Source organism: Phaeobacter sp. CC-HEC084, from assembly GCF_059429255.1.
The window spans coordinates 2,124,326-2,149,784 of sequence record NZ_JCAIJQ010000002.1; the positions used below are offsets into that span (position 1 = coordinate 2,124,326).

The following is a 25,459-nucleotide window of genomic DNA, read 5'->3' on the forward strand; positions in this document are numbered from 1 at the left end:
GTCCTTTCGCGGGGGCTATTGGCTTTTGCTTAGCCGCTCGGGCAGCCCGTTGGCCCAGGCGCTGATGGTACCTGCGCCGAGGCAGACGACCATGTCACCGGGGCGCGCCTGTTCGCGCACCAGCCGCTCCAGATCGTCCTCGTTCAGCAGCGCCCGGGCATGGCGATGTCCGTGGCGGATCAGGCCCGCCACCAGATCGTCGCGACTGGCGCCTTCGATCGGGTCCTCACCGGCGGCAAAGACCTCGGCGATGGCGACCACATCGGCATCGTTGAAGCAGGCGCAGAAATCATCAAACAGGGAAGACAGGCGTGAATAGCGGTGCGGCTGGTGCACGGCGATGACACGAGCATTGCTATCAGCGCCAACCGCCTGACGCGCGGCCTTAAGCACGGCGGCGATTTCCACCGGGTGGTGGCCATAATCGTCGATCACGGTAACACCGTTCACTTCGCCCACCTTGGTGAAACGGCGGTTGACCCCGCCGAATGCAGCCAGCGCAGCGCGGATTTCCTCGCCTTTCATGCCCAGATGGCGCGCCACGGCCACTGCCGACAGGGCGTTGGAGACATTGTGATCCCCCGGCATCGGCAGAGTGCAGCCTTCGATCTTCTGACCTTCCGCCTGCAATAGGATGTCGAAATGGGCAACGCCCGCCTTGTAGGTCAGGTTCACGGCACGAACATCCGCCTGTGCATTAAAACCATAGGTGACGACGCGGCGGTCGGTGATGCGCCCCACCAGCGCCTGCACCTCGGGGTGGTCGGTACAGCAGACAGCGACACCATAAAAAGGAATGTTCGAGACGAAGTTGTAAAACCCGTCGCGCAAAGTATCAAAGTCGCCCCAATGCTCCATATGCTCGGGGTCGATATTGGTGACGACGGCAATGGTCGCAGGCAAGCGGTTGAAGGTGCCGTCGCTTTCGTCCGCCTCGACCACCATCCATTCGCCCTGCCCCATGCGGGCGTTCGATCCATAGGCGTGAATGATGCCGCCGTTGACCACGGTGGGGTCAAAATTCCCGGCCACCATCAGCTCGGCCATCATCGTGGTCGTGGTGGTTTTGCCATGGGTGCCGGCAATGGCGATGTTGGATTTCAGCCGCATCAGCTCGGCCAGCATCTCGGCCCGGCGCACAATGGGCAGCCCCCGGCGGCGCGCCTCGTCCAGTTCCGGGTTGCCCGGCTTGATCGCCGAGGAAATCACGACGACTTCGGCGTCTTCCAGGTTCTCAGCCCGCTGACCTTCGAAAACCAGCGCACCGAGGCTCTCCAGCCGCTGGGTGATCTTTGACGACTTGAGGTCAGACCCCTGCACCACATAGCCAAGGTTGAGCAGCACCTCGGCGATGCCGGACATGCCGATGCCGCCGATGCCGACAAAATGGATCGGGCCAACATCTCCGGGCAATTTGGTTGCGGGCGTCATGGTCTATCCTTCCTCCGCCAGCTGTTCGACCAGAGCCACCAGACGATTGGTGGCATCGGGAACGCCGACACTTAATGCTGCTTGGGCCATCTGGGCGGCCGCGTCGGGGGCGCTCAGAACGGCAGAGATCTGCTCTGACAGCGCCTGAACGTCAAGGGCGCTTTCGGGGATCAGCACCGCCCCGCCCGCATCAACCAGCCCACGCGCATTAGCGCTCTGGTGGTCTCCCGCCGCGGCGGCGAATGGGATCAGGATCGACGGGCGGCCAATGACCGAGATATCGGCAACCGACGAGGCCCCGGAGCGCGAGATCACCAGCTGCGCCTCGCTCATCCGTGCGGGCACATCGTGAAAAAATGGCTGAACATCGGCTGCAATGCCATGTTCGGCGTAGAAGGCGCTGACGCGTTCGCCATCCTCATCGCGCGCCTGATGGGCCACGCGCAGATGGCGACGGATCCCTTCGGGCAGGGCTGCAATCGCGCCGGGCACCACATCGGACAGGATGCGCGCGCCTTGGCTGCCGCCCATCACCAGCACCGACATCGGATAATCGCCCGGTGGAATATAGGCCGCGCCCGCGCGCTCCAGCACGGCGCGGCGCACCGGGTTACCCACGTGCACGCCCTTGGCGCCCTCAGGCAATTCGGTCGGCCATACGCCGCAGGCCACCTGCGCCACGCGTTTGGCAAAAAGCTGGTTCACCCGGCCCAGAATACCGTTCTGTTCATGGATCATCCGGGGCAGCCCCAGCAGCGTCGCCGCGCCCAGCGCCGGGATCGACGGATAGCCGCCAAAGCCCACCACCGCGTCGGGGCGGTCGCGCCGCATCTGCAGGGCCATGCTGGCAATGCCCCCGGCGATCTTCGGTCCTACCAGCGCCTTGGCCAATAGTCCGCCGCGGGCAAAGGTGGCCGAGGACACCTCGGTGATTTCCACCGTATGAGGAAAGCCGCCGGTATAGCGGGCGCCGCGCGCATCGGTCGACAGTTTCACCCGCCAGCCCTTGCGTAGCATCTCTTCGGCCAGGGCCTGCGCCGGGAACATGTGCCCCCCGGTGCCGCCTGCCGCCATCAATAGCAGTTTCTGTGTCATAAACCCGCGTCGTTTCGTACCTAATGCGTCAGCCGCGACCGCGGCCACGCAGATAATCTGCAATCTCACCCTGCGGGCGCGAACGGGTAAAGGCCAGCAGCATTCCCATGGCAATGCCCGTCGCGATCAGCGAAGAGCCGCCATAGCTGACGAATGGCAGGGTCATGCCCTTGGCCGGCAAGAGCCGCACCGCAACCCCCATGTTGATCATGGCCTGCACCCCGAACATGCAGACCAAGCCTGTCCCCGCGAGCCGCACAAATGTATCGCGCTCGCGCATCAGACGGAACAGCGAGCGCACAACCACCGTGGCGTAAAGCCCGATCAGCACCGTGACCAGAACCAGCCCGTATTCCTCGGCAGCAACCGCGACGATGAAATCGGTATGGGCATCAGGCAGCGACCATTTCACCTGCCCCTCCCCGACTCCAACGCCGAACAGCCCGCCTTCGCGGATAGCATTGGTGGCATAGCCAAGCTGGGTAGTGGGATCGATATCCGGGTTCAGAAAGCCGTCGATGCGGCGGGCAAAGTGTTCGGAACTGGAATAGGCCATCACACCGCCCATGACCACAACCGCCGCCATGCCAACCAAAAGCAGCATCGGCGCCCCTGCCACAAAATACATCACACCCCAGCCGAACAACGTCAGCGAGGCCTGACCAAAATCGGGCTGCATCACCAGCATCAGCACCACGCTCATGCACAGGCCAAAGGAAATCAGCGTGCCCGGCGGGCCGTTGATCTGCTGGCTCGAGGCAATCATCCAGGCCGCAACCACGACAAAACCGGGCTTCAGGAACTCGGACGGCTGCAGCGATGCAAAGCCCAGCGAATACCAGCGTACCGCGCCTTTACCGAAATCGGTCCCGAAAATAGGCAGCAGCGCCAGCGCCACAAAGGCGAGAGCAAAGCCGACGATCGCAAGCCGCCGCACCAGCGTCGGCGACATCATCGAGGTCAGCACCATGGCGACCAGAGCCGCACCGCCAAACACCGCTTGTCGCTGCACATAGTGAAAATTGCCGAACCCGTTGCGCTCGGCCAGCGGCACTGAGGCTGCAAGCCCCAGAAGCAGCCCCAGCACGAACAGCATCAGGACGCAGGACATCGTCCATTTGTCCAAGGTCCGCCACCATTTGGGAAGAATAGGTTCACCTGATTGTACAGGAACCGCACCATAGACCATCTCAGTCATGGAAACACCGCCGCTCTTTGCCTCGTGATACGCCCCGTTTTTCGGGGTCTGTAATGGAACAGTAACGCGAAACCCGTGATCAGACCAGTGTCTTGATCCCGGCGCGGCAGGATTTTGCGCCCGGGACAGCTCCCTTGCGCGAGAGGTCATTCCATGGTCGATGCCCTCATGCAGGTAAACACCGTGATTCTTGGCGCTGGCGCAGCCGGCATGATGTGCGCAGCCCATACCGGCGGCAGCACGCTGGTGGTCGACCACGCCAAGGCGCCGGGCGAAAAGATCCGCATTTCCGGCGGCGGGCGCTGCAACTTCACCAACCTTTATGCCGATCCGAGCAACTACCTCTCTGGCAACCCTCATTTCTGCAAATCCGCGATGGCGCGCTATACGCAATGGGATTTCATCTCACTCGTGGACCGCCACGGTATCGCCTGGCACGAGAAAACCCTCGGGCAGCTTTTTTGCGACGGCTCAGCGAAACAGATCGTCTCGATGCTGACATCAGAGATGGCAAAGGCCGGGGCCGAATTGTGGCTGCAAACCAGCGTTGGCCCTGTTGAGCAGCGCGATGATGGCTTTGCCCTAACATTGACCAAAGACGGCAAGGATCACCACGTCACCTGCCGCAATCTGGTTCTGGCGACGGGCGGCAAATCCATCCCCAAGATGGGCGCCACCGGCTTGGCCTATGACATCGCCCGCCAGTTCGCCCTGCCAGTGACCGCGACCCGCCCCGGCCTTGTCCCCTTCACCTTCCCCGAAGGACGCTTTTCCGCCCTGGCAGGTGTATCCCTGCCCGCGCGCCTTTCCAACGCGCGCGCCAGTTTCGACGAGGCGCTGCTCTTCACCCACCGCGGTCTTTCCGGCCCCGCGGTACTGCAGCTCTCCTCCTACTGGCACGAAGGAGAGGAGATCACAGTCAACCTCGCTCCCGAAACCGATATTTTCGCGGCGCTGCGCAGCCAGCGGCAGATCGCGGGCAAGCGCGCGATTGCCACCGAACTGGCCCGCCACCTGCCTGCCCGGTTGGTGGATTATCTGAAAGAGGCGCTCACCCCGACCTACGACCTGACGGCCCGCCTCGCCGATCAATCCGACGCCGCCTTGCAAGCCCTCTGCGATCAACTCGACCAATGGCAGCTGACACCCGGCGGCACCGAAGGCTACCGCACCGCCGAAGTCACTCTGGGCGGCATCGACACCGATGCGCTCTCCTCAAAAACCATGCAGGCCCAATCCCGCCCCGGTCTCTACGCGATTGGCGAGGCGGTGGATGTGACCGGCTGGCTTGGCGGCTACAACTTCCAGTGGGCCTGGGCCTCGGGCCATGCCGCAGGCACGGCCATCGCCGCCACCCGCTGATCGCCACCATTGATCGCGCGCCCGGATTTCCGCTTCGGAGCCACCCTCGCCTGTGACCCGGCAGTCAAATCCGTCGCAGGGGCGCCAGTCAAATTGCCGAGGGGCCCCGCCAGCGGCGGGGAGACGGCCATTTTGCTTGCGCCGCAAAGGCGGGTTTGGCAGGGCAGAAGCAGGACGAGGGTGGAACCGAAACGGATTTCCGCTTGGGTGAGCCCGAAGCCCTTAACCGTTTTCCAATCTGCGCGTGACCTCGGCGATGAAATCCTCACCGCGCTGCTCGAAGTTGTCATATTGATCGAAACTGGCCGCTGACGGCGCGAGCAAAACCGTGTCGCCCGGCTCAGCCTCTGCCATCGCCTGCGCCACTGCCTCACCCATGGTGGTGCAGACCACAGCGTCCACATCCAACTGCATGGCAAAGGTCTCCGCCTCGCGGCCGATCACATAGGCCCGACGCACCGAACCTGTGTGACCTTTCAGGGCCTCCAGCCCGCCATCCTTTTCCAGTCCGCCGCAGATCCAGCGGATATTGCCAAAGGCGCTCAGCGCCTTCACTGCGCTGTCCACATTGGTGGCCTTGCTGTCGTTGACGTAGCGCACCCCACCCGCCTCAGCGATGGTCTGGCTGCGGTGCGGCAATCCGGGATAACTCTCCAGCCCGCCTTCGATCATCCGCGGCGCCAGCCCTAGCGCCCGCGCGGCGGCATAGGCGGCGCAGGCGTTCTGATGGTTATGCGCCCCCGGCAAGCCCTGCATCGCACGCAGATCGATCGAGGCCACCTGCCGCCCCTTGCGGTATTCGCTCAAAAACCCTTTGCGGGCAAAGACCTGCCAACCCGGCCCTGTCAGCTTCTGCGCTGCCGAGATGCGGATCACACGGTCATCACTGGCGGCCTCGGACAGTTGTCCGGCCAGAAACAGCCCTTCATCCTCATCGATACCGACAATGGCGCGATCAGGGCCGCCTTCTGCGAACAGGCGCCGCTTAGCCGCGAAATAGCCGCCCATGCCGCCATGCCGGTCCAGATGATCCGGGCTGAGGTTGGTGAAGACCGCCACATCCGGGGTCAGCGCCCGCGCCAGTTCGGTCTGATAGCTGGACAGTTCCAGCACGATCACGCCGCCATTGCCCGGTGGGTCGATATCCAGAACCCCGCGGCCGATATTGCCCGCCATCTGGCTGTCGCGCCCGGCCTGCTCAAGGATATGCTGCAACAATGCGACGGTGGTGGATTTACCGTTCGATCCGGTGATGGCCACCACCTTGGGCGGCTGGTCGAACTTGTCCCATTCTCCTGTCGCGACAGAGCGGAAGAACAGCCCGATGTCATTGTCCACCGGCACCCCGGCCATCAGGGCCGCGCGCACAACCGGGTTGGGCTTTGGGTAGAGATGCGGAATACCCGGGGACACGATCAGGCTGGCGATCCCGACAAAGGCACCAGCCCGGCTCAGATCGGTGCAGGAGAACCCCTCCGCCTCGGCCCGTTCCCGCGCCTCCGGGTTGTCATCCCAGCAGATCGCCTCGGCGCCGCCAGCCCTGAGGGCCCGCGCCGTAGCAAGGCCGGAGCGCCCCAATCCCAGAACGGCGACCCGCGCCCCTTCAAACCCTCTGACCGGGATCATGACCACCCTCATCCTTTGATCAAATTTCGGCGCAGAGTGCACCGCCATCACGGCCTTTGCAAGCCGCCGCAAACCACCCCCGTGCGCGCATTTTGCGCGCGCCACGCCCCCCCCGTGACAGGCGGGCCTACCCGTCGAAGGGGGCGGGCGTTTTCCGCATGCCAAGCGTAAGACCGCCGCACAAAAAAGGAGGCCGCAGCCTCCTTTTTCGACCTTATGACGTGCAAGTGCTCAGCGCACTTTCAGCGTTGCCAGACCAATCATCGCCAGGATCAGCGAGATAATCCAGAACCGGATCACGATGGTCGGCTCCGCCCAGCCCTTTTTCTCATAGTGATGGTGAATCGGCGCCATCAGGAACACCCGGCGGCCGGTGCGTTTGAAATAGAGCACCTGAATGATCACGCTCAGCGCCTCGACCACGAAAAGCCCGCCAACGATGGCCAGCACCAGCTCGTGTTTTGTGGCCACCGCGATGGCACCCAGCGCACCGCCCAAGGCCAGCGAACCGGTATCCCCCATGAACACCGCTGCAGGCGGCGCATTGTACCAAAGAAAGCCAAGCCCGGCGCCGAACAGCGCCATGGTGAAGATAAAGATCTCACCGGTGTCCTTGACGTAGTGCACGTCCAGATACTGGGAAAAGTCGGCCCTCCCCACGACATAGGCGATCACCCCCAGCGTCAGACCGGCAATCATCGCCGGCACGATGGCCAGACCATCCAGACCATCGGTCAGATTCACCGCATTGGCCGATCCGACAATAACGCAGACGGTAAAGGGAATGTAGAACAGGCCCAGATTGATCAGTGTATCCTTGAACACCGGCATCGCCAGCTGGTTCTGCAGCTCTGCCCCGTGATAGGCCGAGGCCCAGACCGCCGCGACCACTGCGATCAGAATGCCAAGCCCCAGCCGCAGCTTGCCCGGCACCCCGGCAGTGTTCTGCTTGGACACCTTTGCGTAGTCATCAGCAAAGCCAATCAGCGCAAAGGCCAGCGTCACGAATAGCACCAGCCAGACAAAGGGATTGTCCCACCGCGCCCAGAGCAGCGTCGAGGTCAACAAGGCACCGACGATCAGCAAACCGCCCATGGTCGGGGTCCCGGCCTTGGAGAAATGCCCTTCGGGTCCGTCGTCGCGGATCGGCTGCCCCTTGCCCTGCCGCTTGCGCAGAACATCGATCAGCGGCCTGCCGAACAGGAAGCCAAAGACCAGCGCCGTCATGAAGGCCCCTCCGGCCCGGAAGGTGATGTAGCGGAAGAGGTTGAAAAAATCACCGCCATCCGACAGCGCCGTCAGCCAATAAAGCATATCAGCCAGTCCTCACTTGGTAGAATTTGCATCAGAGTTCCGGCTGCCATGACCCAAATCGCGGATGCCGTCAACGATGGAGGCGAGCTTCATGCTGAGCGAGCCTTTGACCAGAACCACGTCGCCAGCCCCAATCTGCCCCGGAAGATCAGCCTTTGCTGCCGCGCTGTCTGCGTGCCAGCCGCCACGTTTTCCAGCCGGCAAGGCCTCTGCCAGATGCTGCATCAGCGGCCCGATGCAATGGATCTGGTCAACTTGTGCGATGGCAGGATGGCGGGCAAGATCCGCATGCAGTGCGACCTCCTCCGGTCCCAGCTCTTTCATATCGCCAAGATAGGCAATCCTACGCCCGCCCTCTGCCACCGGGGTGGCCGCCAGCACGTCCAGCGCCGCCTTCACCGAGGTTGGATTGGCATTGTAACTGTCATCCAGCAGCAGGACCTGCCCCTGTGACAGCTCCACCATTTCGCGCGCGCCGCGCCCGGTCACCGGCGACCACAGTGCCAGACTGCGAATGGCCTCTGCCAGATCAACGCCCAGCGCATTGACGCAAAGCAGCGCCCCTAGCGCATTCATGGCAAAATGCGCGCCCAGTGACTGGATATGCAACTCGGCCTCAGCACCTAGGATTTCGGCCCTGGCCACGGTTTCCTCGCCTGTCACCTGCGTTGCGATCAGCCGCGCATCGGGTGCGCTTGCACCAAACCATTGCGCCGAAACGCCCAGCTGTTCCGCCCGTTGCCGCAGGACCGGGGCCTCGTCGATATCGGCGTTGAGCACGGCGATGCCGCCCGGCTCCAGCCCATCCAGAATGGCCGCCTTTTCACGAGCAATCCCGGCGACATCATCAAAGGCCTCCAGATGCACGGCGGCCACGGTGGTGATCATCGCCACATGCGGGCGGGCCTGCCGGGCTAGGGGTTCGATTTCGCCCGGATGGTTCATGCCAATCTCGATGACCGCAAATTCCGTATCCTGTGGCATCCGCGCCAGAGTCAGCGGCACGCCCCAGTGGTTGTTATAGCTGGCGACGGCTGCATGGGTACGACCTTGATCCGACAGGATCCGCGCCAGCATTTCCTTGGTCGAGGTTTTCCCGACCGAGCCGGTCACTGCCACCACGCGCGCATTGGTGCGTTCGCGTCCGGCACGGCCCAGCGCCTCCAGCCCCTTTTGCACATCCTCGACCAGCAGCAGCGACGCGTCCTCGGGCAGGCCTTCGGGAATGCGTGAGACCAGCGCCGCGCCTGCGCCTGCCTTCAAGGCCTGAGCAACAAAATCATGGCCATCTCGCGCGGCCTTCAGCGCCACGAAGAGATCACCCGGCTGCAGGGTGCGGGTATCGATTGAGACGCCATTGATCTGCCAATCGCCGCGTGCCTCACCGCCGGTTGCAGCGGCGGCCTCGGCTGCGGTCCACAGCGGCGCGCTCATACGGTTTTCCCATCAAGTACGGCCACCGCCATGCTCGCCTGTTCCACATCATCAAAGGGCAGCACATCACTGCCGACAACCTGTCCGGTTTCGTGCCCCTTGCCGCAGATGAGCAGCGCATCGCCCGGCTCCAGCATTGCAACGCCGCGCAGGATCGCCTCGGCGCGGTCGCCCACTTCAATCGCCTCTGGTGCGCCGCCTTTGACAGCGGCCCGGATCACGGCGGGATCTTCGCTACGCGGGTTGTCGTCGGTGACGATAACCACATCAGCATTGTCATGCGCCGCCTGCCCCATCAGCGGTCGTTTACCCGCGTCCCGGTCACCGCCGGCGCCGACGATGGCAACGAGACGACCCAAAACATGCGGGCGCAGCGCCTTGATCGCGGTAGCGACTGCATCGGGCGTATGGGCATAATCCACAAAGACAGAGGCGCCGTTTTCCCGGGTCGCCGCCAACTGCATCCGTCCGCGCACCGTCGTCAGCTCGTGCAGCGTTTCAAAAACGCGTTCGGGCTCTTCGCCGCTGGCGATCACCAGCCCACAGGCCATCAGCACGTTTTCCGCCTGAAAGCCGCCAATGAGGTTCAACCGGGCCATGAAAGGTCTGTCGTGCCACGAGAACCTTATGTCCTGCCCGGTGCCGTCATAGCGCTGCCCCACCAGCGAAAGATCGCCAAGGCCGCGCCCCACGGTAATCACCTCTTGTCCGCGTCCCGCCGCGATGGCGCGCATTTCGGCGCCCCGGGCATCGTCCATATTGATCACCGCGACGCCCTCGTCCGGCAGCACCCGGCGAAAGAGACCCGCCTTGGCTGCGAAATACTCTTCGAAGGTGTGGTGATAATCCAGATGATCCTGGGTGAAATTGGTAAAACCCGCCGCCGCCAGCTGCACCCCGTCAAGGCGCCGCTGATCCAGCCCGTGCGAAGACGCCTCCATCGCGGCATGGGTGACACCCGCCTTTGCCGCTGCCGCAAGGGCGCGGTGCAGAGTGATAGGCTCGGGCGTGGTGTGGGCCAGAGGGTAGCTCCAGGCGCCTTCGACCCCAGTGGTGCCAAGATTCACGGCCTCATGGCCCAGCGCCATCCAGATCTGCCGCACGAAGGTCGCGACTGAGGTTTTGCCATTGGTGCCAGTCACCGCAACCATGGTCTGCGGCTGGGCGCCAAACCACAGGGCGGCGGTATAGGCCAGCACCTGCCGGGGGTCCTCGACGACGATCAGCGCCGCGTGGCTTTCTGACAGGGGGCGGGCTGCAATCTCGGCACCGGCGGCATCGGTCAGGATTGCCGCTGCGCCCTGTTGCAGGGCAGCGGGAATGAAATTGGCGCCATGCACCTGACTGCCGGGCAGAGCCGCAAAAAGCGCACCATCGCCCACCCGGCGACTGTCGACCACCAGATCGGAAATCATCGGGTCCGCGCCGCCGCGGGCGGTCAGCCCCAGTTGGCTGAGGGGACGTGGGTCCGGTCTGTCTTGCGGGGTATTGCGGCTCATGAGGCGCCCTCACCTGAGTCAGTTTGAGGTGAGGGTTATATCAGCCACCTCGGTGGGTTCAACTTGCGGTCTCAGCCCCAGCAGCGGCGCGACCCGCTTGATCATCTCGGCGGCCACCGGCACAGCGGTCCAGCCTGCCGTGCGGCGCTCTTCGTCATAGGCGAAGACCGAAGGTTCATCCAACGTCACGACCAGCACGTATTTTGGATCCTGCGCCGGAAAGATCGAGGCGAAGGTGGCGATCACCTTGTCCTCGTAATAGCCGCCGCGCGGGCGTGGCTTGTCCGCAGTCCCGGTCTTGCCGCCCACCTGGTAGCCGGGCACCCGGGCAAAGCTGGCAGTACCTTCGGTCACCACGCGGCGTAGCATGGTGCGGGCCGCCTTCGCTGCTTCTTCAGAAAGCACACGCTCACCGTGCTGAGCGCCCCGCTGTTTCAGAACCGTCGGGCTGACGTGATAGCCGCCATTGGCAATGGCGGCATAACCCGCCGCCAGATGCATCGGCGTGGTCGAAATTCCGTGACCATAGGAAATGGTCATCGCCGAAAGCTCGGACCAGTTCTTCGGGGTCAATGGCGTGCCGCCGCTGGCCTCGACAATCTCGAATGGTGTTGGCTCCAGCATGCCCAGCTCACCGAGGAAGCTTCTCTGCCGCTCGGCGCCAATCTGCTGCGCCAGCCGTGCGGTGCCGATATTCGAGGATTTCTCGATGATCTCGGTCACCGACAACTCGTTGCCGTAGTTGTGGAAATCCCGGATCGCGAATTTGCCCCAGCGCAGCGGCCCACGGGTGTCGATCACGGTCTCGGGCGTCACCAGCCCCAGATCCATCGCCTGCGCTGCTGCGAAAATTTTGAAGGTCGAGCCAAGTTCATAAACCCCCTGCACCGCGCGGTTAAACAGCGGGCTGACCGAGGGGTCGAACCCCGAGGTGGGTGGACGCGGGCGTTCGTTGGGATCAAAATCCGGCAGCGACACCACCGAAATTACCTCACCCGTGTGCACATCCATCAGGATCGAGGTGGCCCCCTTGGCGTTCATCAGCCTCATGCCGCCATCCAGCACCCGCTCGGCGGCAGCCTGAATGGTCAGATCCAGCGAGAGTTGCAGCGGTTTATCGCCATTACCGGGGTCACGCAGGTAATCGTCGAACTGCTTTTCGACACCGGCAACGCCGATCACCTCGGCTGCCGAAACGCCTTCCTTGCCGAAACCGGCGCCGCCCAGAACATGGGCCGCGACGCTGCCATTGGGGTAAAGCCGCATCTCGCGCGGGCCGAACAAGAGGCCCGGATCGCCGATATCATGCACCGCCTGTTTCTGCTCGGGACTGATTTTCTTCTTGATCCACAGGAACTTGCGCTTTCCGGTGAAATCCTCAACCAGATCTTCACGGTCCAGATCCGGGAATATTTCGGCCAGGCGCGTAGCGGCGCCCTCCGGGTCGATCATCTGCGGCGGCTGCGCGTAAAGAGAGTGCGTCTCGAAATTGGTCGCCAGAATACGGCCCTGCCGGTCGACGATATCGGCGCGCTGCGCGGCGATGGCGCTGCCTGCGGCGCTCGCGACCGGCTCGCTTGGCTCAGAGGTCGCCAGAACGCCCATCCGGCCGATCACCGCAGCATAGGCACAAAGGAAAAACACGCCCAGAACCAAAAGACGTCCTTCGGCACGCTGGCGCGATTTCGCCTGCATTTCCTCGTGCCGCAGGCGAATGTTCTCTTCTTCGATGACATCCGGGTTTTGCCCGGCGGCGCGAGCGTTCAGAATACGGGCCAGAGGGCGCAGCGGCGTGCGGATCATGGCTGCTCTCCTGCACCGCGATCTCGGTTCAACCCGGAAACATCGACACCGTTTGCAATGCTGAAGTCCTGCTCAAGCGGGTACGACACCTCGTCCACGCGACCGAACTGATCGGGGCGCAACGGCAGAAGGCCCAGCCGGTCAAAATTCAGCTCAGCAAGACCGATCAGACGGTCGGGGCGGTTGAGATAGGCCCATTCCGCGCGCAGAACGCCCAGCCGCACCTGAGCGGCGCCGATCTCGCGTTGCAGATTGCGGGTTTCCTTTAGGACCTGCTGCGTGGCGTAGTTTTCGCGATAGGCCCAGAAGGCCAGACCAAAAACCGCCAGAGCGGTGACAGCGTATAAAAGCGTCTTCATTTCCGCGCCTCCTTTAGCTGTGGCATGCCCAGATCGCGGGCCGAGATCGGTGCAGGTGCCGCATCGGTTCGCCGCCCCACGCGCAGGCGGGCCGAGCGGGAGCGCGGGTTTTCCGCCAATTCCTGATCATCCGGACCGACCGCCTTGCGGGTGACAATTTCGAACTGCGCGGGCTGTTCTTCGATTTCGGGGGCATAACGGTTGGCACGCCCGGTCTTGCCTGCACGGTGCTGGAAAAACCTTTTGACCATGCGGTCCTCGACCGAATGGAAGGTCACCACCGCCAGAAGGCCTCCGGGTTTTAGCGCCCGCTCAGCTGCCAGCAGACCTTCGAACAGCTCGTCATATTCCGCGTTCACCGCAATGCGCAGCGCCTGAAAGCTGCGCGTCGCCGGGTGCGATTGTCCGGGTTTGGCGCGCGGCAGGCAGGATTCCACCAGGCTGGCCAGCTGCAGCGTGGTGGTGATCGGCTCAATCTCGCGCGCCTTGACGATGGCGCGGGCGATCCGGCGACTGGCGCGTTCTTCGCCATAGTAGAACAGGATGTCGGCAAGCTCGGCCTCGCTCAGCTCGGCAACCAGATCGGCGGCCGATGGGCCTTCCTGCGACATGCGCATATCCAGTGGGCCGTCCTTCATAAAGGAAAAGCCGCGTTCGGCGAGATCGAGCTGCATCGAAGAGACGCCAAGGTCCAGCACCACGCCATCCAGATCCTGCGCGTATTCATCCATACGGGAAAACACGCCCTGCTGCTGCACCAGCCGGTCGCCATACTCCCCCGCCCAAGACTTGGCCATTTCAAAGGCCAGCGGGTCGCGATCCACCGCGATCACCTGATCAGCACCTGCCTCCAGCAGAGCGCGGGTATAGCCCCCTGCCCCAAATGTGCCATCAAGCCAACGCCCGGTCACCGGCGCCACTGCCTTCAACAGCGGGCGCAGCAAGACGGGGATATGAGGACCAGATGCGGATGTGTGCTCGGTCGTCATGCCTCAGACCCCTCCGGCGCCATCAAGAAATTCCAGTGGGTCGAAATCATCGGGCAGATCTTCCATCAGCTTTTCAGCTTCGGCCATTTCGACCTCTTCATAGGTCTGCGGCTTCCAGATCTGGAAGGTATCGCCCGCCGCGATAAAGAAGGCCTCACCCTCCAGCCCGATCTTGTTGCGCAGCTTGGCCGGAAGCACCAGACGCCCAGTCTCGTCCACCGTTGTCGGCAGGGACTGGCCGTTGAACATGCGTTCCAGGATCTTGCGCTCGCGCGAGCCGCGCGGCAGGGCTGCGATCTTGGCATCGACCTCGTCGATCGCCTCGATGGTGTAGCATTCCAGGAATTTGCGGCGCTCATCGCCGTAGACGATTACCAGTTCGGGGCTGTCCCCGGGCTGCCAGTTGGGATCGCTGGCCTCAAGAACACGGCGAAAGGTGGCGGGTATCGACACCCGCCCCTTGCTGTCCACCTTATGGTGGCTTTCGCCTCTGAACCTGCGGCCCAATTTACCGTCCCTTTTTCGCGTCCCTCGCGAGATATCTGCCCCCCGAAAGTAAAAGGGGCGGGCTGATCTGCTGCCACTGATCAACCCGCCGCCTGTCCCGCTGTGCGGGGGTGTCCGACTGCGCACGCCATCTGGGGGGATGTCTGCTCGCCCGCGCGCCGGATCTCTTTGTTCGATGAAAGCGAAGGCCTGTATGAAACCTGCTTTTTTTGATTTTTACGGGGTCGTTTGGCGCCCCATCCTTGCTCTCTGTCGATGTAGAAAGGGATACTATGGGAATTCAGGGTACGGCAACTAATTTCTTCACGGCAACGTGGGCAAGCATGGGCCAAATGCCTCAATTTCCGTTAACCTTTCATTAACACTTCGGCTAAATTCCGCCTAATTTGGGCAAGGTTAATGATAAGTAACTACATATAGTGGCCACAACAACGCCCCAAAATGACCCATAGTTTCCCAGAAAAAGTTTCAAGAGACTCGCGGGGCACACCTATGTTCACGGTACACCCCCACCCCTTTCTGCAACGACCCGGGCAGGGAGAGGCGAAACACCCCTTGGCCCCATGGAATTGGGCAGATGTGATTCGCGGCGGGACCCGCAACCACCGCAGCGAGCCCATGATTTCCCACGACCCGACCTCTGCAGTGCAGCCCATGGTTTCCCATCGACCGCGACTACACGAGGGTCGGGACGAAAAATTGGGAGGTCCTAATGGGATGACATGGGACAGAGGCACAAAACCGCAGCCTGATCGCACCAGATCAAGCCGCACCCCGGCAGGCCCCGCCCGCCCCGCGCCCAGACAAAGGGATCGCATCCCACCAGCACAGAGCGGTGACGCCTCGCAGAGGCAACAGGGACCGCAACAGCGACCCATCCGGGGTGGGACATCACGGCAGAGGCAGGCCTGCACGACAAAATGAAGACACCGGACCGCCTGCGCAGCCCGGCACCTATTATGCATTCAGATAGATGTAGACTGACCGGAAAACTGGGTCAGGCCATACCGCCCTGCACCAGACCAGAGGCAATCCGGCCATAGGCCTCGGCCATGGCCCCCTCGCCCGCGGCAACAGGCGTGCCACCATCCCCCGCCAAGCGGGTCTCAAGATCGATGGGCAGCGCCCCCAGAAGCGGCAAGCCCAGCTTTTCAGCCTCGGCCGCCACCCCGCCATGACCAAAGATGTGATGATCGCCGCCGCAGTCGGGACAGGTGAAGAAGGACATATTCTCGATCAGTCCCAGAACCGGTGTTTTCAGCTGGCTGAACATGTCCAGCGCCTTGCGTGCGTCGATCAGCGCCACGTCCTGCGGGGTGCTGACAACGATGGCGCCGGTCAGCTCTGCCTTGGTGCACAGCGTCAGTTGCACATCACCGGTGCCGGGCGGCAGATCGACGATCAGCACGTCCAGCTCTCCCCAATTGACCTGCCCCAGCATCTGCTGCAACGCGCCCATCAGCATCGGACCGCGCCAGACCACGGCTTTTGCCTCATCCACCATGAAGCCGATCGACATCACCGTGACGCCATGGGCGTGCAGCGGCTCGATGGTCTTGCCGTCCGGGCTGGCAGGCCTGCCCGTTACCCCCATCATGCGCGGCTGGCTGGGACCATATATATCTGCATCCAGCAGACCAACCCGCCGCCCCTGCCGGGCAAGGGCCACCGCGAGATTGGCACTGACAGTGGATTTACCGACGCCCCCCTTACCCGAAGCGATAGCAAGAATGCGCGCCACCCCAGCGGGCTTGATCGGCCCTTGTTGCGGTTTCGGGTGGCCGCCGACCTTGAGCGAGGGCGCCCCCTGCCCGCCACCGGGTGCGGATGCCGCCGGAGCATGCGCGGTCAGCGCCGCCGTCACGCTGGACACGCCATCAAGAGCGAGGACCGCCGCTTCGGCGGCGCGGCGCAGGGGTTCCATCTGCTGGGCAATCGCCGGGCTGGGCGCTTCGATCACGAAGCGGACGGTGTCACCGTCGACACTGAGCGCCCGCAACATATCCCGGGACACCAGGGTGCCCCCATCCGGCAAGGCCAGCCGCTCCAGCGCGGCGCGAATCTGATCGTGGGTCACCGGCATGGCGCTCTCCTGTCTTTCCTGCCCCTCTTTGGGCGCCCACCCTATATAGGAGCGCCCGCGCCAGCCCAAGCGCGATTGCCGTAACGGCAGCTTTACGCATCCCAGACATAAACCGCCGCAAGAATAGGCAATTTTGCCAACCCCGCACAAAACCACACCAATTTTCCGCACACCCCCCAGATGACCCATGCAAATGCTGCATGGCAGAAATGCTGACTCTTGGGATTGTGCAGTTGCAGCATTTCCCTAAATTGGTGTTCAAGAAACGCCTTTAACGGCACACGGAAATTTACGGAACTGAGGATCTGCCCAATGGCTGCAGTAAATCACATCACCGCCCACAAGGGCTCGCTGGCCGCAAACGGCCTGGGCCTGATCGACGAGCTGAAACTGAAAATCGCGCGTTACCGTCTGTACCGCGAAACCCTGAATGAGCTCTCCGCACTGTCGAACCGCGAACTGGCGGATCTGGGGCTGAACCGCTCGATGATCAAACGTCTGGCCTACCAGGCCGCATACGAAAACGCATAACCGAGATCAGGCTCTTTTCTCCTCCTCCCTAAAGGGCCTGTGTTCCGCGGTGACATCTTCCTCCTCCCTGATGTCACCGCACCCCATACCGGGATCAAACCCGGGATCTGATACATCCGGTCTTCTCCTCCCTTTTGACCAGATGTTGTTCAGAGCGGCGACACCTCTCCTCCTCCCTGGTGTCGCCGCACCTCATACCGGGATCAAACCCGGACGCTGATACATCCGGTCTCTCCTCCCATTTGGCCAGATGTTGTTCAGAGCGGCGGCGCCTCTCCTCCTCCCTGGTGCTGCCGCACCTCATACCGGGATCAAACCCGGGACCTGATGCATCCGGCCCTCCTCCCATTTGGCCAGATGTTGTTCAGAGCGGCGGCACCTCTCCTCCTCCCTGGTGTCGCCGCACCTCATACCGGGATCAGACCCGGACGCTGATACATTCGGTCTCTCCTCCCATTTGGCCGAATGTTGAAAAGAACGGCGGTGCCTTCCTCCTCCCTGGCACCGCCGTTTTTGCATTTAACGCCCCCCAGAAATCACCCGACACCATCGCCAGCCGCTGCGCGCCCGCCCTTTTCGCGCCGCAGCCGTTGCAACGGGGCAATGGCGCGGGGGCGCTGGCAGCATCGCTGCCAGCGCCCCCGCGCCCGGATCGGATCGCAACGCGATCCGACCGCATCATTCCATTTTCAGATTAATATGCTCAGGGCAGCCAGAAAGCAGACTGGCTCCGGCACAGCTCAAAACGGCACATCGTCATGGGCGGTGACGAATTTCGCGATCACCTTTTTCACCCCGGCCTTTTCAAAATCCACTTCCAGCTTGTCACCTTCGATGCCGGTGATCGCGCCATAGCCGAATTTCTGATGGAACACCCGCTCGCCAATCGTAAAGCTGGAGGTCGCCGTCAGGTCGATCACCTGATTGCGGCTTTCCCTTGGCTGCGACAACCCGCGCTCCCCGGCCCGCGCCTGCATGCGCTTCCAGCCCGGCGAATTATAGCCATCCGCCTGCGCCATCCGTTCGTCGATTCGGGACTGCACTGGCGTACCGCCCGCCGCTGCGCCATAGCCGCCGCCGTATAGCCCCGGCGGCGTAAGCACCTCCACGTGTTCTTCGGGCAGTTCATCAATGAACCGCGAGGGCAACTGTGACTGCCACTGTCCAAAGACCCGGCGGTTACCCGCAAAGGAAATCGTGCAGATCTTCTCCGCCCGGGTGATGCCCACATAGGCAAGGCGCCGCTCTTCCTCGAGCCCTTTGAGACCGCTTTCATCCATCGACCGCTGCGAGGGGAACAATCCATCCTCCCAGCCCGGCAGGAAGACGGCCGGAAACTCCAAACCCTTGGCCGCGTGCAGTGTCATGATGCTGACCTTCTGCTCGGCGTCCTGTTTATCGTTGTCCATCACCAGGCTGGCGTGTTCGAGGAAGCCTTGCAGGTTCTCGAAATTCTCCAGCGCCTTCACCAGTTCCTTGAGGTTCTCCAAACGGCCCGGGCTATCCGGGTTCTTATCCATCTGCCACATGGTGGTATAGCCGCTTTCATCGAGGATAATCTCGGCCAGTTCCATATGGCTGATGTCGGAATCGCCTGCCATCCGCCCCCAGCGGCGCAGATCCTCGGTCAGCTGACGCAGCGCCGCGCCGCCCTTGCCCTTGATCTCACCACTGTCGACGGCCAGCCGTGCCCCTTCGAGCAGGGAAACGCCATTCTCGCGCGCCGCGACCTGGATCTTCTGCTGAGCCTTGTCGCCAAGGCCGCGTTTTGGCGTGTTGACGATGCGCTCAAAGGCCAGATCGTCCTCCGGCGAGACCACCAGCCGGAAGTACGCCATGGCGTCGCGAATCTCGAGCCGCTCGTAGAATCGCGGCCCGCCGATCACCCGGTAGGGCAGACCGATGGTCAGGAAACGGTCCTCAAAGGCGCGCATCTGGTGGCTGGCCCGCACCAGAATCGCCATCTGGTTCAGATCCACCGGATCCTGCCCGCGGGTGCCGCGCTGCATGGCTTCGATCTCTTCCCCGATCCAGCGCGCTTCTTCTTCACCGTCCCAATGGCCGATCAGGCGCACCTTTTCGCCGCCGGTTGCCTCAGTCCACAGCTCCTTGCCCAGACGCCCGGCATTGCCCCGGATCACGCCGGAGGCCGCTGCAAGGATATGTTCGGTCGAGCGATAGTTTTGCTCTAGCCGCACCACCTTGGCACCGGGAAAGTCCTTTTCGAACCGCAAGATATTGCCCACCTCGGCGCCGCGCCAGCCATAGATCGACTGATCGTCATCGCCGACACAGCAGATATTCTTGTGCCCGGCCGCCAGCAGCCGCAGCCACATATACTGCGCGACGTTGGTATCCTGATATTCGTCGACCATGATGTAGCGGAACCAGCGTTGATACTGAGACAGCACATCCGGATGGTTTTGGAAGATCGTCACCATATGCAGCAGCAGATCGCCAAAATCGACGGCATTCAATTCTTTCAGGCGGGCCTGATACTGGGCATAGAACTCGGTGCCGCGATGGTTATAGGCGCTGGCATCGGCCACAGGCACGCTCTCCGGTGTCAGGGCACGGTTCTTCCAGTCGTCGATGATCCCGGCCAGCATCCGCGCAGGCCAGCGTTTGTCATCGATCCCGGCGGCTTGGATCAGCTGCTTCAGGAGGCGGATCTGATCGTCAGTGTCCAGAATGGTGAAATTCGACTTCAGCCCGGCCAGTTCTGCATGGCGGCGCAGCAGCTTGACGCAGATCGAGTGAAAGGTGCCGAGCCAGGGCATGCCCTCGGCAGGCTGGCCCAGCATCCTGCCGACCCGCTCTTTCATCTCGCGCGCCGCCTTGTTGGTAAAGGTCACGGCGAGGATCTCGTTCGGGCGCGCCTGTCCCAAGGTCAGCAGATGCACGATCCGGGTGGTCAGCGCCTTAGTCTTGCCGGTGCCGGCGCCCGCCAGCATCAGAACCGGCCCGTCCAGGCATTCCACGGCGTCCCGCTGGGCCGGGTTCAGCCCATCCAGATAGGGTTTGGGGCGCGCAGCCATGGCGCGGGCGGAGAGGGAAGCGCCCTCAAAGGCGTCCATTTCATCGAAACTGCTCATGGGCGTGATCCTAGCGTGATTCATCTGCGCGGGAAAGGGGACGTTCACACTATGTTCACGCCTCTTTTTACCGCGAACCGCTCCCCAGTGGCGCCGCTGTCTGCGCCCGCCTGGGCCCCTGTTAGAATTCTGTAACATTTTCGCTAGACTTTCGCTGCAAAGCAGCAATTATGCGCCGCATGAACATGCACCAGGATCTGCACCTGCATTACCCCGGCCTGTCTGACCTGCGCGCAGCAGCACGCAAGCGCCTTCCCCGCTTTGTCTGGGAGTATCTGGACAGCGCCACCGGCACCGAAGCCACCCAAAGGCGCAACCGCACCGCGCTGGACCGGGTCGGCTTCCTGCCCTCCATCCTGCACGGCCCGCTTGAGATCGACCTGTCGACGCAGCTGTTTGGCGCGACGCTACCGCTGCCCTTTGGCATTGCGCCGGTGGGCATGTCGGGACTGATCTGGCCCGATGCCGAAGGCCACCTGGCCCGCTGCGGAGCCCGCAGCGGCATTCCCTACAGCCTGTCCACCGTCGCCAGCCAATGCCCCGAAGATCTGGCGCCGCATCTGGGCGAGCAAGCCTGGTTCCAGCTTTACCCCCCCAAGGACGAAGGCATCCGCAAGGATATGCTGGCGCGCGCGCGGGACGCGGGCTTCAAGGTGCTGGTCCTGACCGTGGATGTGCCGGTCGCCTCACGGCGGGAACGGCAGACGCGATCCGGCCTCACCCAGCCGCCGCGCCTCACGCCGCGCCTGCTGGCGCAGGTGGCGATGCGCCCGGCCTGGGCCATGGGCATGGCCCGTCAGCACCGGCACGAGGGCGGCATGCCGCATATGCGCACGCTCGACAAATACACCGCCGAGGCCACCGGTGAGAGCCGTTCCTCCACCGCCCATATCGGGTATCTGCTGCGCACCTCGCCCGATTGGGACTATGCGCGCTGGCTGCGCGATCACTGGGATGGTCCTTTTGTGATCAAGGGCGTGATGCGCGCCGAGGACGCGCAGCCGCTGGAGGAGATCGGCGTCGATGGGCTCTGGGTGTCGAACCACGCCGGGCGCCAGTTCGACGGAAGCCCCGCCGCCATCGAAGTGCTACCCGAACTGCGCGCCGCCACCGACCTGCCCCTGATCTTTGACAGCGGCATCGAAGGCGGCCTCGACATCCTCAGGGCGCTGGCGCTTGGCGCCGATTTCGTCATGCTCGGCCGCGCCTTTCACTTCGCGCTGGCCGCGCTGGGGCCGACCGGTCCCGACCATCTGATCGACATCCTGAAAAAGGATCTAGAGGCGAACATGGGCCAGCTCGGCGCACCGGATCTTGCCTCTTTGCCAGCGGCCAGACCGCTCAACCACACCGCCCCGTGAGCCCGCTTTCGCTCCGCGCGGCGGAAAAGCACAAAATGAGAGCGCAATCATGCCCCGCACTACCCAGTACTACGGGTATACTGCACGCCAAGATGCGCCTAACACATCGCCAGACTGAACGACCTCGGGGGAAGATATGACCGACTTCAAGAAAATTCTGATCGCCAACCGCGGCGAGATAGCGATCCGCGTGATGCGGGCTGCGAATGAGATGGGCAAGAAGACCGTTGCGGTCTACGCCGAGGAGGACAAGCTGGGCCTGCACCGGTTCAAGGCGGATGAGGCCTACCGGATCGGCGAAGGCATGGGGCCTGTGGCGGCCTATCTGTCGATTGACGAGATCATCCGCGTTGCGAAGGAATCCGGCGCAGATGCGATCCATCCGGGCTATGGTCTGTTGTCGGAAAACCCCGATTTCGTCGATGCCTGCGCCCGCAACGGCATCACCTTCATCGGCCCCAAGGCCGAGACCATGCGCGCGCTTGGCGACAAGGCCTCGGCGCGGCGCGTCGCGATTGAGGCAGGCGTGCCGGTCATTCCCGCGACCGAGGTGCTGGGCGATGACATGGACGCCATCCGCAAGGAAGCGGGTGAGGTCGGCTATCCCCTGATGCTCAAGGCTTCCTGGGGCGGTGGCGGTCGCGGCATGCGGCCGATCCTCTCCGAGGCTGAGCTGGAAGAGAAAGTTCTGGAAGGCCGCCGCGAGGCCGAAGCCGCCTTTGGCAATGGCGAAGGCTATCTCGAAAAGATGATCACCCGCGCCCGCCACGTCGAGGTGCAGATCCTTGGCGACAAGCACGGTGAGATCTATCACCTGTTCGAGCGGGATTGCTCAGTCCAGCGCCGCAACCAGAAAGTCGTGGAGCGCGCCCCGGCGCCTTACCTGAGCGAGGCGCAGCGGGCCGAGATCTGCGATCTGGGCCGCAGGATCTGTGCGCATGTGAATTACGAATGCGCGGGCACCGTCGAATTCCTGATGGATATGGAAACCGGCAAGTTCTACTTCATCGAGGTGAACCCGCGGGTGCAGGTGGAGCACACCGTCACCGAGGAAGTCACCGGCATCGACATCGTGCAGGCGCAGATCCTGATCGCCGAGGGCAAGAGCATTGCCGAGGCCACCGGCAAGGCCGATCAGTCCGAGATCCGCCTGAACGGTCACGCGCTGCAGACCCGTGTGACGACCGAGGATCCGCTCAACAACTTCATCCCCGACTATGGCCGCATCACCGCATATCGGTCGGCCACCGGCATGGGCATTCGCCTTGATGGCGGCACGGCTTACGCGGGCGGGGTGATCACCCGCTATTACGACAGCCTGTTGACCAAGGTCACCGCCTGGGCGCCGACCCCGGAGAAAGCCATCGCGCGGATGGACCGGGCCCTGCGCGAATTCCGGGTGCGCGGGGTCTCCACCAACATTGCCTTTGTCGAGAACCTGCTGAAGCACCCGACCTTCCTCAGCAATGAATACACCACCAAGTTCATCGACGAGACGCCGGAGCTGTTCAACTTCGCCAAGCGCCAGGACCGCGGCACCAAGGTGCTGACCTATATCGCCGACATCTCCGTCAACGGTCACCCGGAGACCGAGGGCCGCGCCGAGCCGAAAGCGGGTCTGAAGGATCCGCGCCCGCCGAAGGTCGAGACCGGCGCCCTGCCCTATGGCACCCGCAACCTGCTGGAGCAGAAAGGCGCCCAGGCGGTGGCCGACTGGATGAAGGCGCAGCGGCAGCTGCTCTTGACCGATACCACCATGCGCGACGGCCACCAGAGCTTGCTCGCCACCCGCATGCGCTCCATCGACATGATCCGCGTGGCACCCGCCTATGCACAAAGCCTCAGCCAGCTGTTCTCGGTGGAATGCTGGGGCGGAGCCACCTTTGACGTGGCTTATCGCTTCTTGCAGGAATGCCCCTGGCAGCGGCTGCGGGACCTGCGCGAGGCGATGCCCAACGTGATGACCCAGATGCTGCTGCGCGCCTCCAACGGGGTGGGCTACACCAACTACCCCGACAACGTGGTGCAGGCCTTTGTGAAACAGGCCGCGATCACCGGCGTCGATGTCTTCCGGGTCTTTGACAGCCTCAACTGGGTGGAGAACATGCGCGTCGCGATGGATGCGGTGGTGGAGAGCGGCAAGATCTGCGAAGGCACCATCTGCTATACCGGCGACATCATGGATCCGGACCGGGCCAAGTATGACCTCAAGTACTACGTCGGCATGGCCAAGGATCTGGAAGCCGCGGGCGCCCATATTCTGGGCCTCAAGGATATGGCGGGCCTCCTCAAACCCGCCGCCGCGCGTCAGCTGGTGAAGGCGCTGAAGGAAGAGGTCGGCCTGCCGGTCCACTTCCACACGCATGACACCTCCGGCATCGCCGGGGCGACCATTCTGGCTGCCGCCGATGCGGGCGTCGATGCAGTGGATGCGGCGATGGATGCGTTCAGTGGCGGCACCTCGCAGCCCTGTCTGGGGTCGATCGTCGAAGGTCTGCGCAACACCGACCGCGACACCGGGCTGGATATCGCCAAGATCCGCGAGATCAGCGATTACTGGGAACAGGTGCGGGCGCAATACGCAGCCTTTGAGTCTGGCCTTCAGGCTCCGGCCTCGGAAGTTTACCTGCACGAGATGCCGGGTGGCCAGTTCACCAACCTCAAGGCGCAGGCGCGCTCCCTGGGACTGGAAGAGCGCTGGCACGAGGTCGCCCAGACCTATGCGGATGTGAACCAGATGTTCGGCGATATCGTCAAGGTGACGCCCTCCTCCAAGGTGGTCGGTGACATGGCGCTGATGATGGTGAGCCAGGGCCTCAGCCGCGAAGAGGTGGAGGATCCGCAGACCGATCTCTCCTTCCCCGATTCCGTTGTCGACATGCTGCGCGGCAACCTCGGCCAGCCGCCGGGCGGCTTTCCGGCGGGTATCGTGGACAAGGTGCTGAAAGGCGAAAAGCCCAACCTCGAGCGCCCCGGCAAACATCTGGAGCCGGTCGATCTGGAAGCCACCCGCGCCGAGCTGTCCCAGCAGCTGGAAGGCAAGGCAGTCGATGACGAGGATCTGAATGGCTACCTGATGTATCCCAAGGTGTTCCTCGATTACATGGGCCGCCATCGCCAGTACGGCCCGGTGCGCAGCCTGCCGACACGGGCGTTCTTTTACGGGATGGAACCGGGCGAGGAAATCTCGGCCGAGATCGACCCCGGCAAGACGCTGGAGATCCGCCTGCAGGCCATCGGCGAGACCGATGAGAACGGCGAGGTGAAGGTGTTCTTCGAACTCAACGGCCAGCCGCGGGTGATCCGGGTGCCGAACCGTCTGGTGAAATCCACCACCGCTGCCCGTCCCAAGGCCGAAGCGGGCAACCCCGACCACATCGGCGCGCCGATGCCCGGCGTCGTCGCCTCGGTCGCGGTACAGGTTGGCCAGCAGGTGCATGAGGGCGACATGCTGCTGACCATCGAAGCGATGAAGATGGAAACCGGCCTGCACGCCGAACGCGACGCGGTGGTCAAGGCCGTGCACGTCCAGCCCGGCGGCCAGATCGATGCAAAGGACCTCCTCATCGAGCTGGAATAAGACACAAAGCCCAGACCACAAAACTACAAGCCGCAGCCCCAAAAAAGGCTGCGGCTTTTTTCGTGCCGCACGTAGGCCGGATCCACTGCCCCGCGAATGCGCGACAACGGGGAAAATTTAGCAAGCCTCCTCATTTCGCTGCTGTCAATCTTGATCCTTTGCGGGACCAGCCCAAAATAGCGGCCAGTTTTT

General features: G+C 63.0%; 17 protein-coding genes. 4 read left to right on the top strand and 13 right to left on the bottom strand.

The genetic code is table 11. The annotated features are described in order from the left end of the window. Nucleotides 1-15 precede the first annotated feature (15 nt). From murC to ftsW, 3 genes are read right to left on the bottom strand one after another with little or no spacing between them, the layout of a single operon-like run. The gene (murC, locus tag AC5SSZ_RS10345; protein WP_065273049.1) at nt 16-1,431 is read right to left on the bottom strand and encodes a UDP-N-acetylmuramate--L-alanine ligase; all 1,416 of its coding nucleotides are present in this window, start codon (nt 1,429-1,431) and stop codon (nt 16-18) included. 3 nt (nt 1,432-1,434) lie between these two features. Then, nucleotides 1,435-2,526, bottom strand: coding sequence for a UDP-N-acetylglucosamine--N-acetylmuramyl-(pentapeptide) pyrophosphoryl-undecaprenol N-acetylglucosamine transferase (locus AC5SSZ_RS10350; protein WP_274831773.1), 1,092 nt, complete (start codon nt 2,524-2,526; stop codon nt 1,435-1,437). A gap of 28 nt (nt 2,527-2,554) precedes the next feature. Beyond that, nucleotides 2,555-3,724: a putative lipid II flippase FtsW gene (gene ftsW, locus AC5SSZ_RS10355; RefSeq protein WP_495438131.1), complete on the bottom strand. Its 1,170-nt coding sequence runs from the start codon at nt 3,722-3,724 to the stop codon at nt 2,555-2,557. 168 nt (nt 3,725-3,892) lie between these two features. On the opposite strand from ftsW, the gene AC5SSZ_RS10360 reads away from it, so the two are divergent. Continuing rightward, nucleotides 3,893-5,086, top strand: coding sequence for a BaiN/RdsA family NAD(P)/FAD-dependent oxidoreductase (locus tag AC5SSZ_RS10360; protein ID WP_495438335.1), 1,194 nt, complete (start codon nt 3,893-3,895; stop codon nt 5,084-5,086). A 222-nt stretch (nt 5,087-5,308) separates the two neighbouring features. Here the strand turns inward: AC5SSZ_RS10360 and murD are convergent, their stop codons facing one another. The 9 genes from murD to AC5SSZ_RS10405 form a co-directional block, all read right to left on the bottom strand. Continuing rightward, on the bottom strand, nt 5,309-6,712 hold the full coding sequence (gene murD / locus AC5SSZ_RS10365; protein ID WP_495438132.1) for a UDP-N-acetylmuramoyl-L-alanine--D-glutamate ligase: 1,404 nt from the start codon (nt 6,710-6,712) through the stop codon (nt 5,309-5,311). Nucleotides 6,713-6,943: 231 nt separating this feature from the next. Continuing rightward, nucleotides 6,944-8,026, bottom strand: a complete 1,083-nt coding sequence (mraY, locus tag AC5SSZ_RS10370; RefSeq protein ID WP_065273045.1) for a phospho-N-acetylmuramoyl-pentapeptide-transferase — start codon at nt 8,024-8,026, stop codon at nt 6,944-6,946. A gap of 12 nt (nt 8,027-8,038) precedes the next feature. Next, nucleotides 8,039-9,460 (bottom strand): UDP-N-acetylmuramoyl-tripeptide--D-alanyl-D-alanine ligase, encoded by a 1,422-nt coding sequence (locus AC5SSZ_RS10375; RefSeq protein ID WP_495438133.1) that lies wholly within the window; start codon nt 9,458-9,460, stop codon nt 8,039-8,041. Continuing rightward, the gene (locus AC5SSZ_RS10380) at nt 9,457-10,959 is read right to left on the bottom strand and encodes a UDP-N-acetylmuramoyl-L-alanyl-D-glutamate--2,6-diaminopimelate ligase (RefSeq protein ID WP_495438134.1); all 1,503 of its coding nucleotides are present in this window, start codon (nt 10,957-10,959) and stop codon (nt 9,457-9,459) included. The genes AC5SSZ_RS10375 and AC5SSZ_RS10380 overlap by 4 nt, the downstream gene beginning before the upstream one ends. A gap of 18 nt (nt 10,960-10,977) precedes the next feature. Beyond that, nucleotides 10,978-12,762, bottom strand: a complete 1,785-nt coding sequence (locus AC5SSZ_RS10385; protein ID WP_495438135.1) for a peptidoglycan D,D-transpeptidase FtsI family protein — start codon at nt 12,760-12,762, stop codon at nt 10,978-10,980. Beyond that, nucleotides 12,759-13,121, bottom strand: coding sequence for a cell division protein FtsL (gene ftsL / locus AC5SSZ_RS10390; RefSeq protein WP_274831768.1), 363 nt, complete (start codon nt 13,119-13,121; stop codon nt 12,759-12,761). Before ftsL ends, AC5SSZ_RS10385 begins: the two co-directional genes overlap by 4 nt. Further along, complete coding sequence (gene rsmH / locus AC5SSZ_RS10395) at nt 13,118-14,110, bottom strand: 16S rRNA (cytosine(1402)-N(4))-methyltransferase RsmH (protein WP_274831767.1); 993 nt, start codon at nt 14,108-14,110, stop codon at nt 13,118-13,120. The genes ftsL and rsmH overlap by 4 nt, the downstream gene beginning before the upstream one ends. Before the next feature lie 3 nt (nt 14,111-14,113). After that, nucleotides 14,114-14,617: a division/cell wall cluster transcriptional repressor MraZ gene (gene mraZ, locus AC5SSZ_RS10400; RefSeq protein WP_495438136.1), complete on the bottom strand. Its 504-nt coding sequence runs from the start codon at nt 14,615-14,617 to the stop codon at nt 14,114-14,116. A 997-nt stretch (nt 14,618-15,614) separates the two neighbouring features. Next, nucleotides 15,615-16,700, bottom strand: coding sequence for an Mrp/NBP35 family ATP-binding protein (locus tag AC5SSZ_RS10405; protein WP_274831766.1), 1,086 nt, complete (start codon nt 16,698-16,700; stop codon nt 15,615-15,617). 312 nt (nt 16,701-17,012) lie between these two features. Here AC5SSZ_RS10405 and AC5SSZ_RS10410 point away from each other — a divergent pair, with 312 nt between their 5' ends. Next, nucleotides 17,013-17,231, top strand: coding sequence for a DUF1127 domain-containing protein (locus tag AC5SSZ_RS10410; RefSeq protein WP_274828928.1), 219 nt, complete (start codon nt 17,013-17,015; stop codon nt 17,229-17,231). Between the two features lie 740 nt (nt 17,232-17,971). Here AC5SSZ_RS10410 and AC5SSZ_RS10415 read toward each other — a convergent pair. Next, nucleotides 17,972-20,326, bottom strand: coding sequence for an ATP-dependent helicase (locus AC5SSZ_RS10415; protein ID WP_495438137.1), 2,355 nt, complete (start codon nt 20,324-20,326; stop codon nt 17,972-17,974). Nucleotides 20,327-20,496: 170 nt separating this feature from the next. On the opposite strand from AC5SSZ_RS10415, the gene AC5SSZ_RS10420 reads away from it, so the two are divergent. Together AC5SSZ_RS10420 and AC5SSZ_RS10425 are read left to right on the top strand one after the other, a co-directional pair. Next, entirely contained in the window at nt 20,497-21,687 is a 1,191-nt protein-coding gene (locus AC5SSZ_RS10420; RefSeq protein WP_495438138.1) for an alpha-hydroxy acid oxidase, read from the top strand. Nucleotides 21,688-21,823: 136 nt separating this feature from the next. Continuing rightward, nucleotides 21,824-25,267 (top strand): pyruvate carboxylase, encoded by a 3,444-nt coding sequence (locus AC5SSZ_RS10425; protein ID WP_495438139.1) that lies wholly within the window; start codon nt 21,824-21,826, stop codon nt 25,265-25,267. The last annotated feature ends 192 nt before the right edge of the window (nt 25,268-25,459 follow it).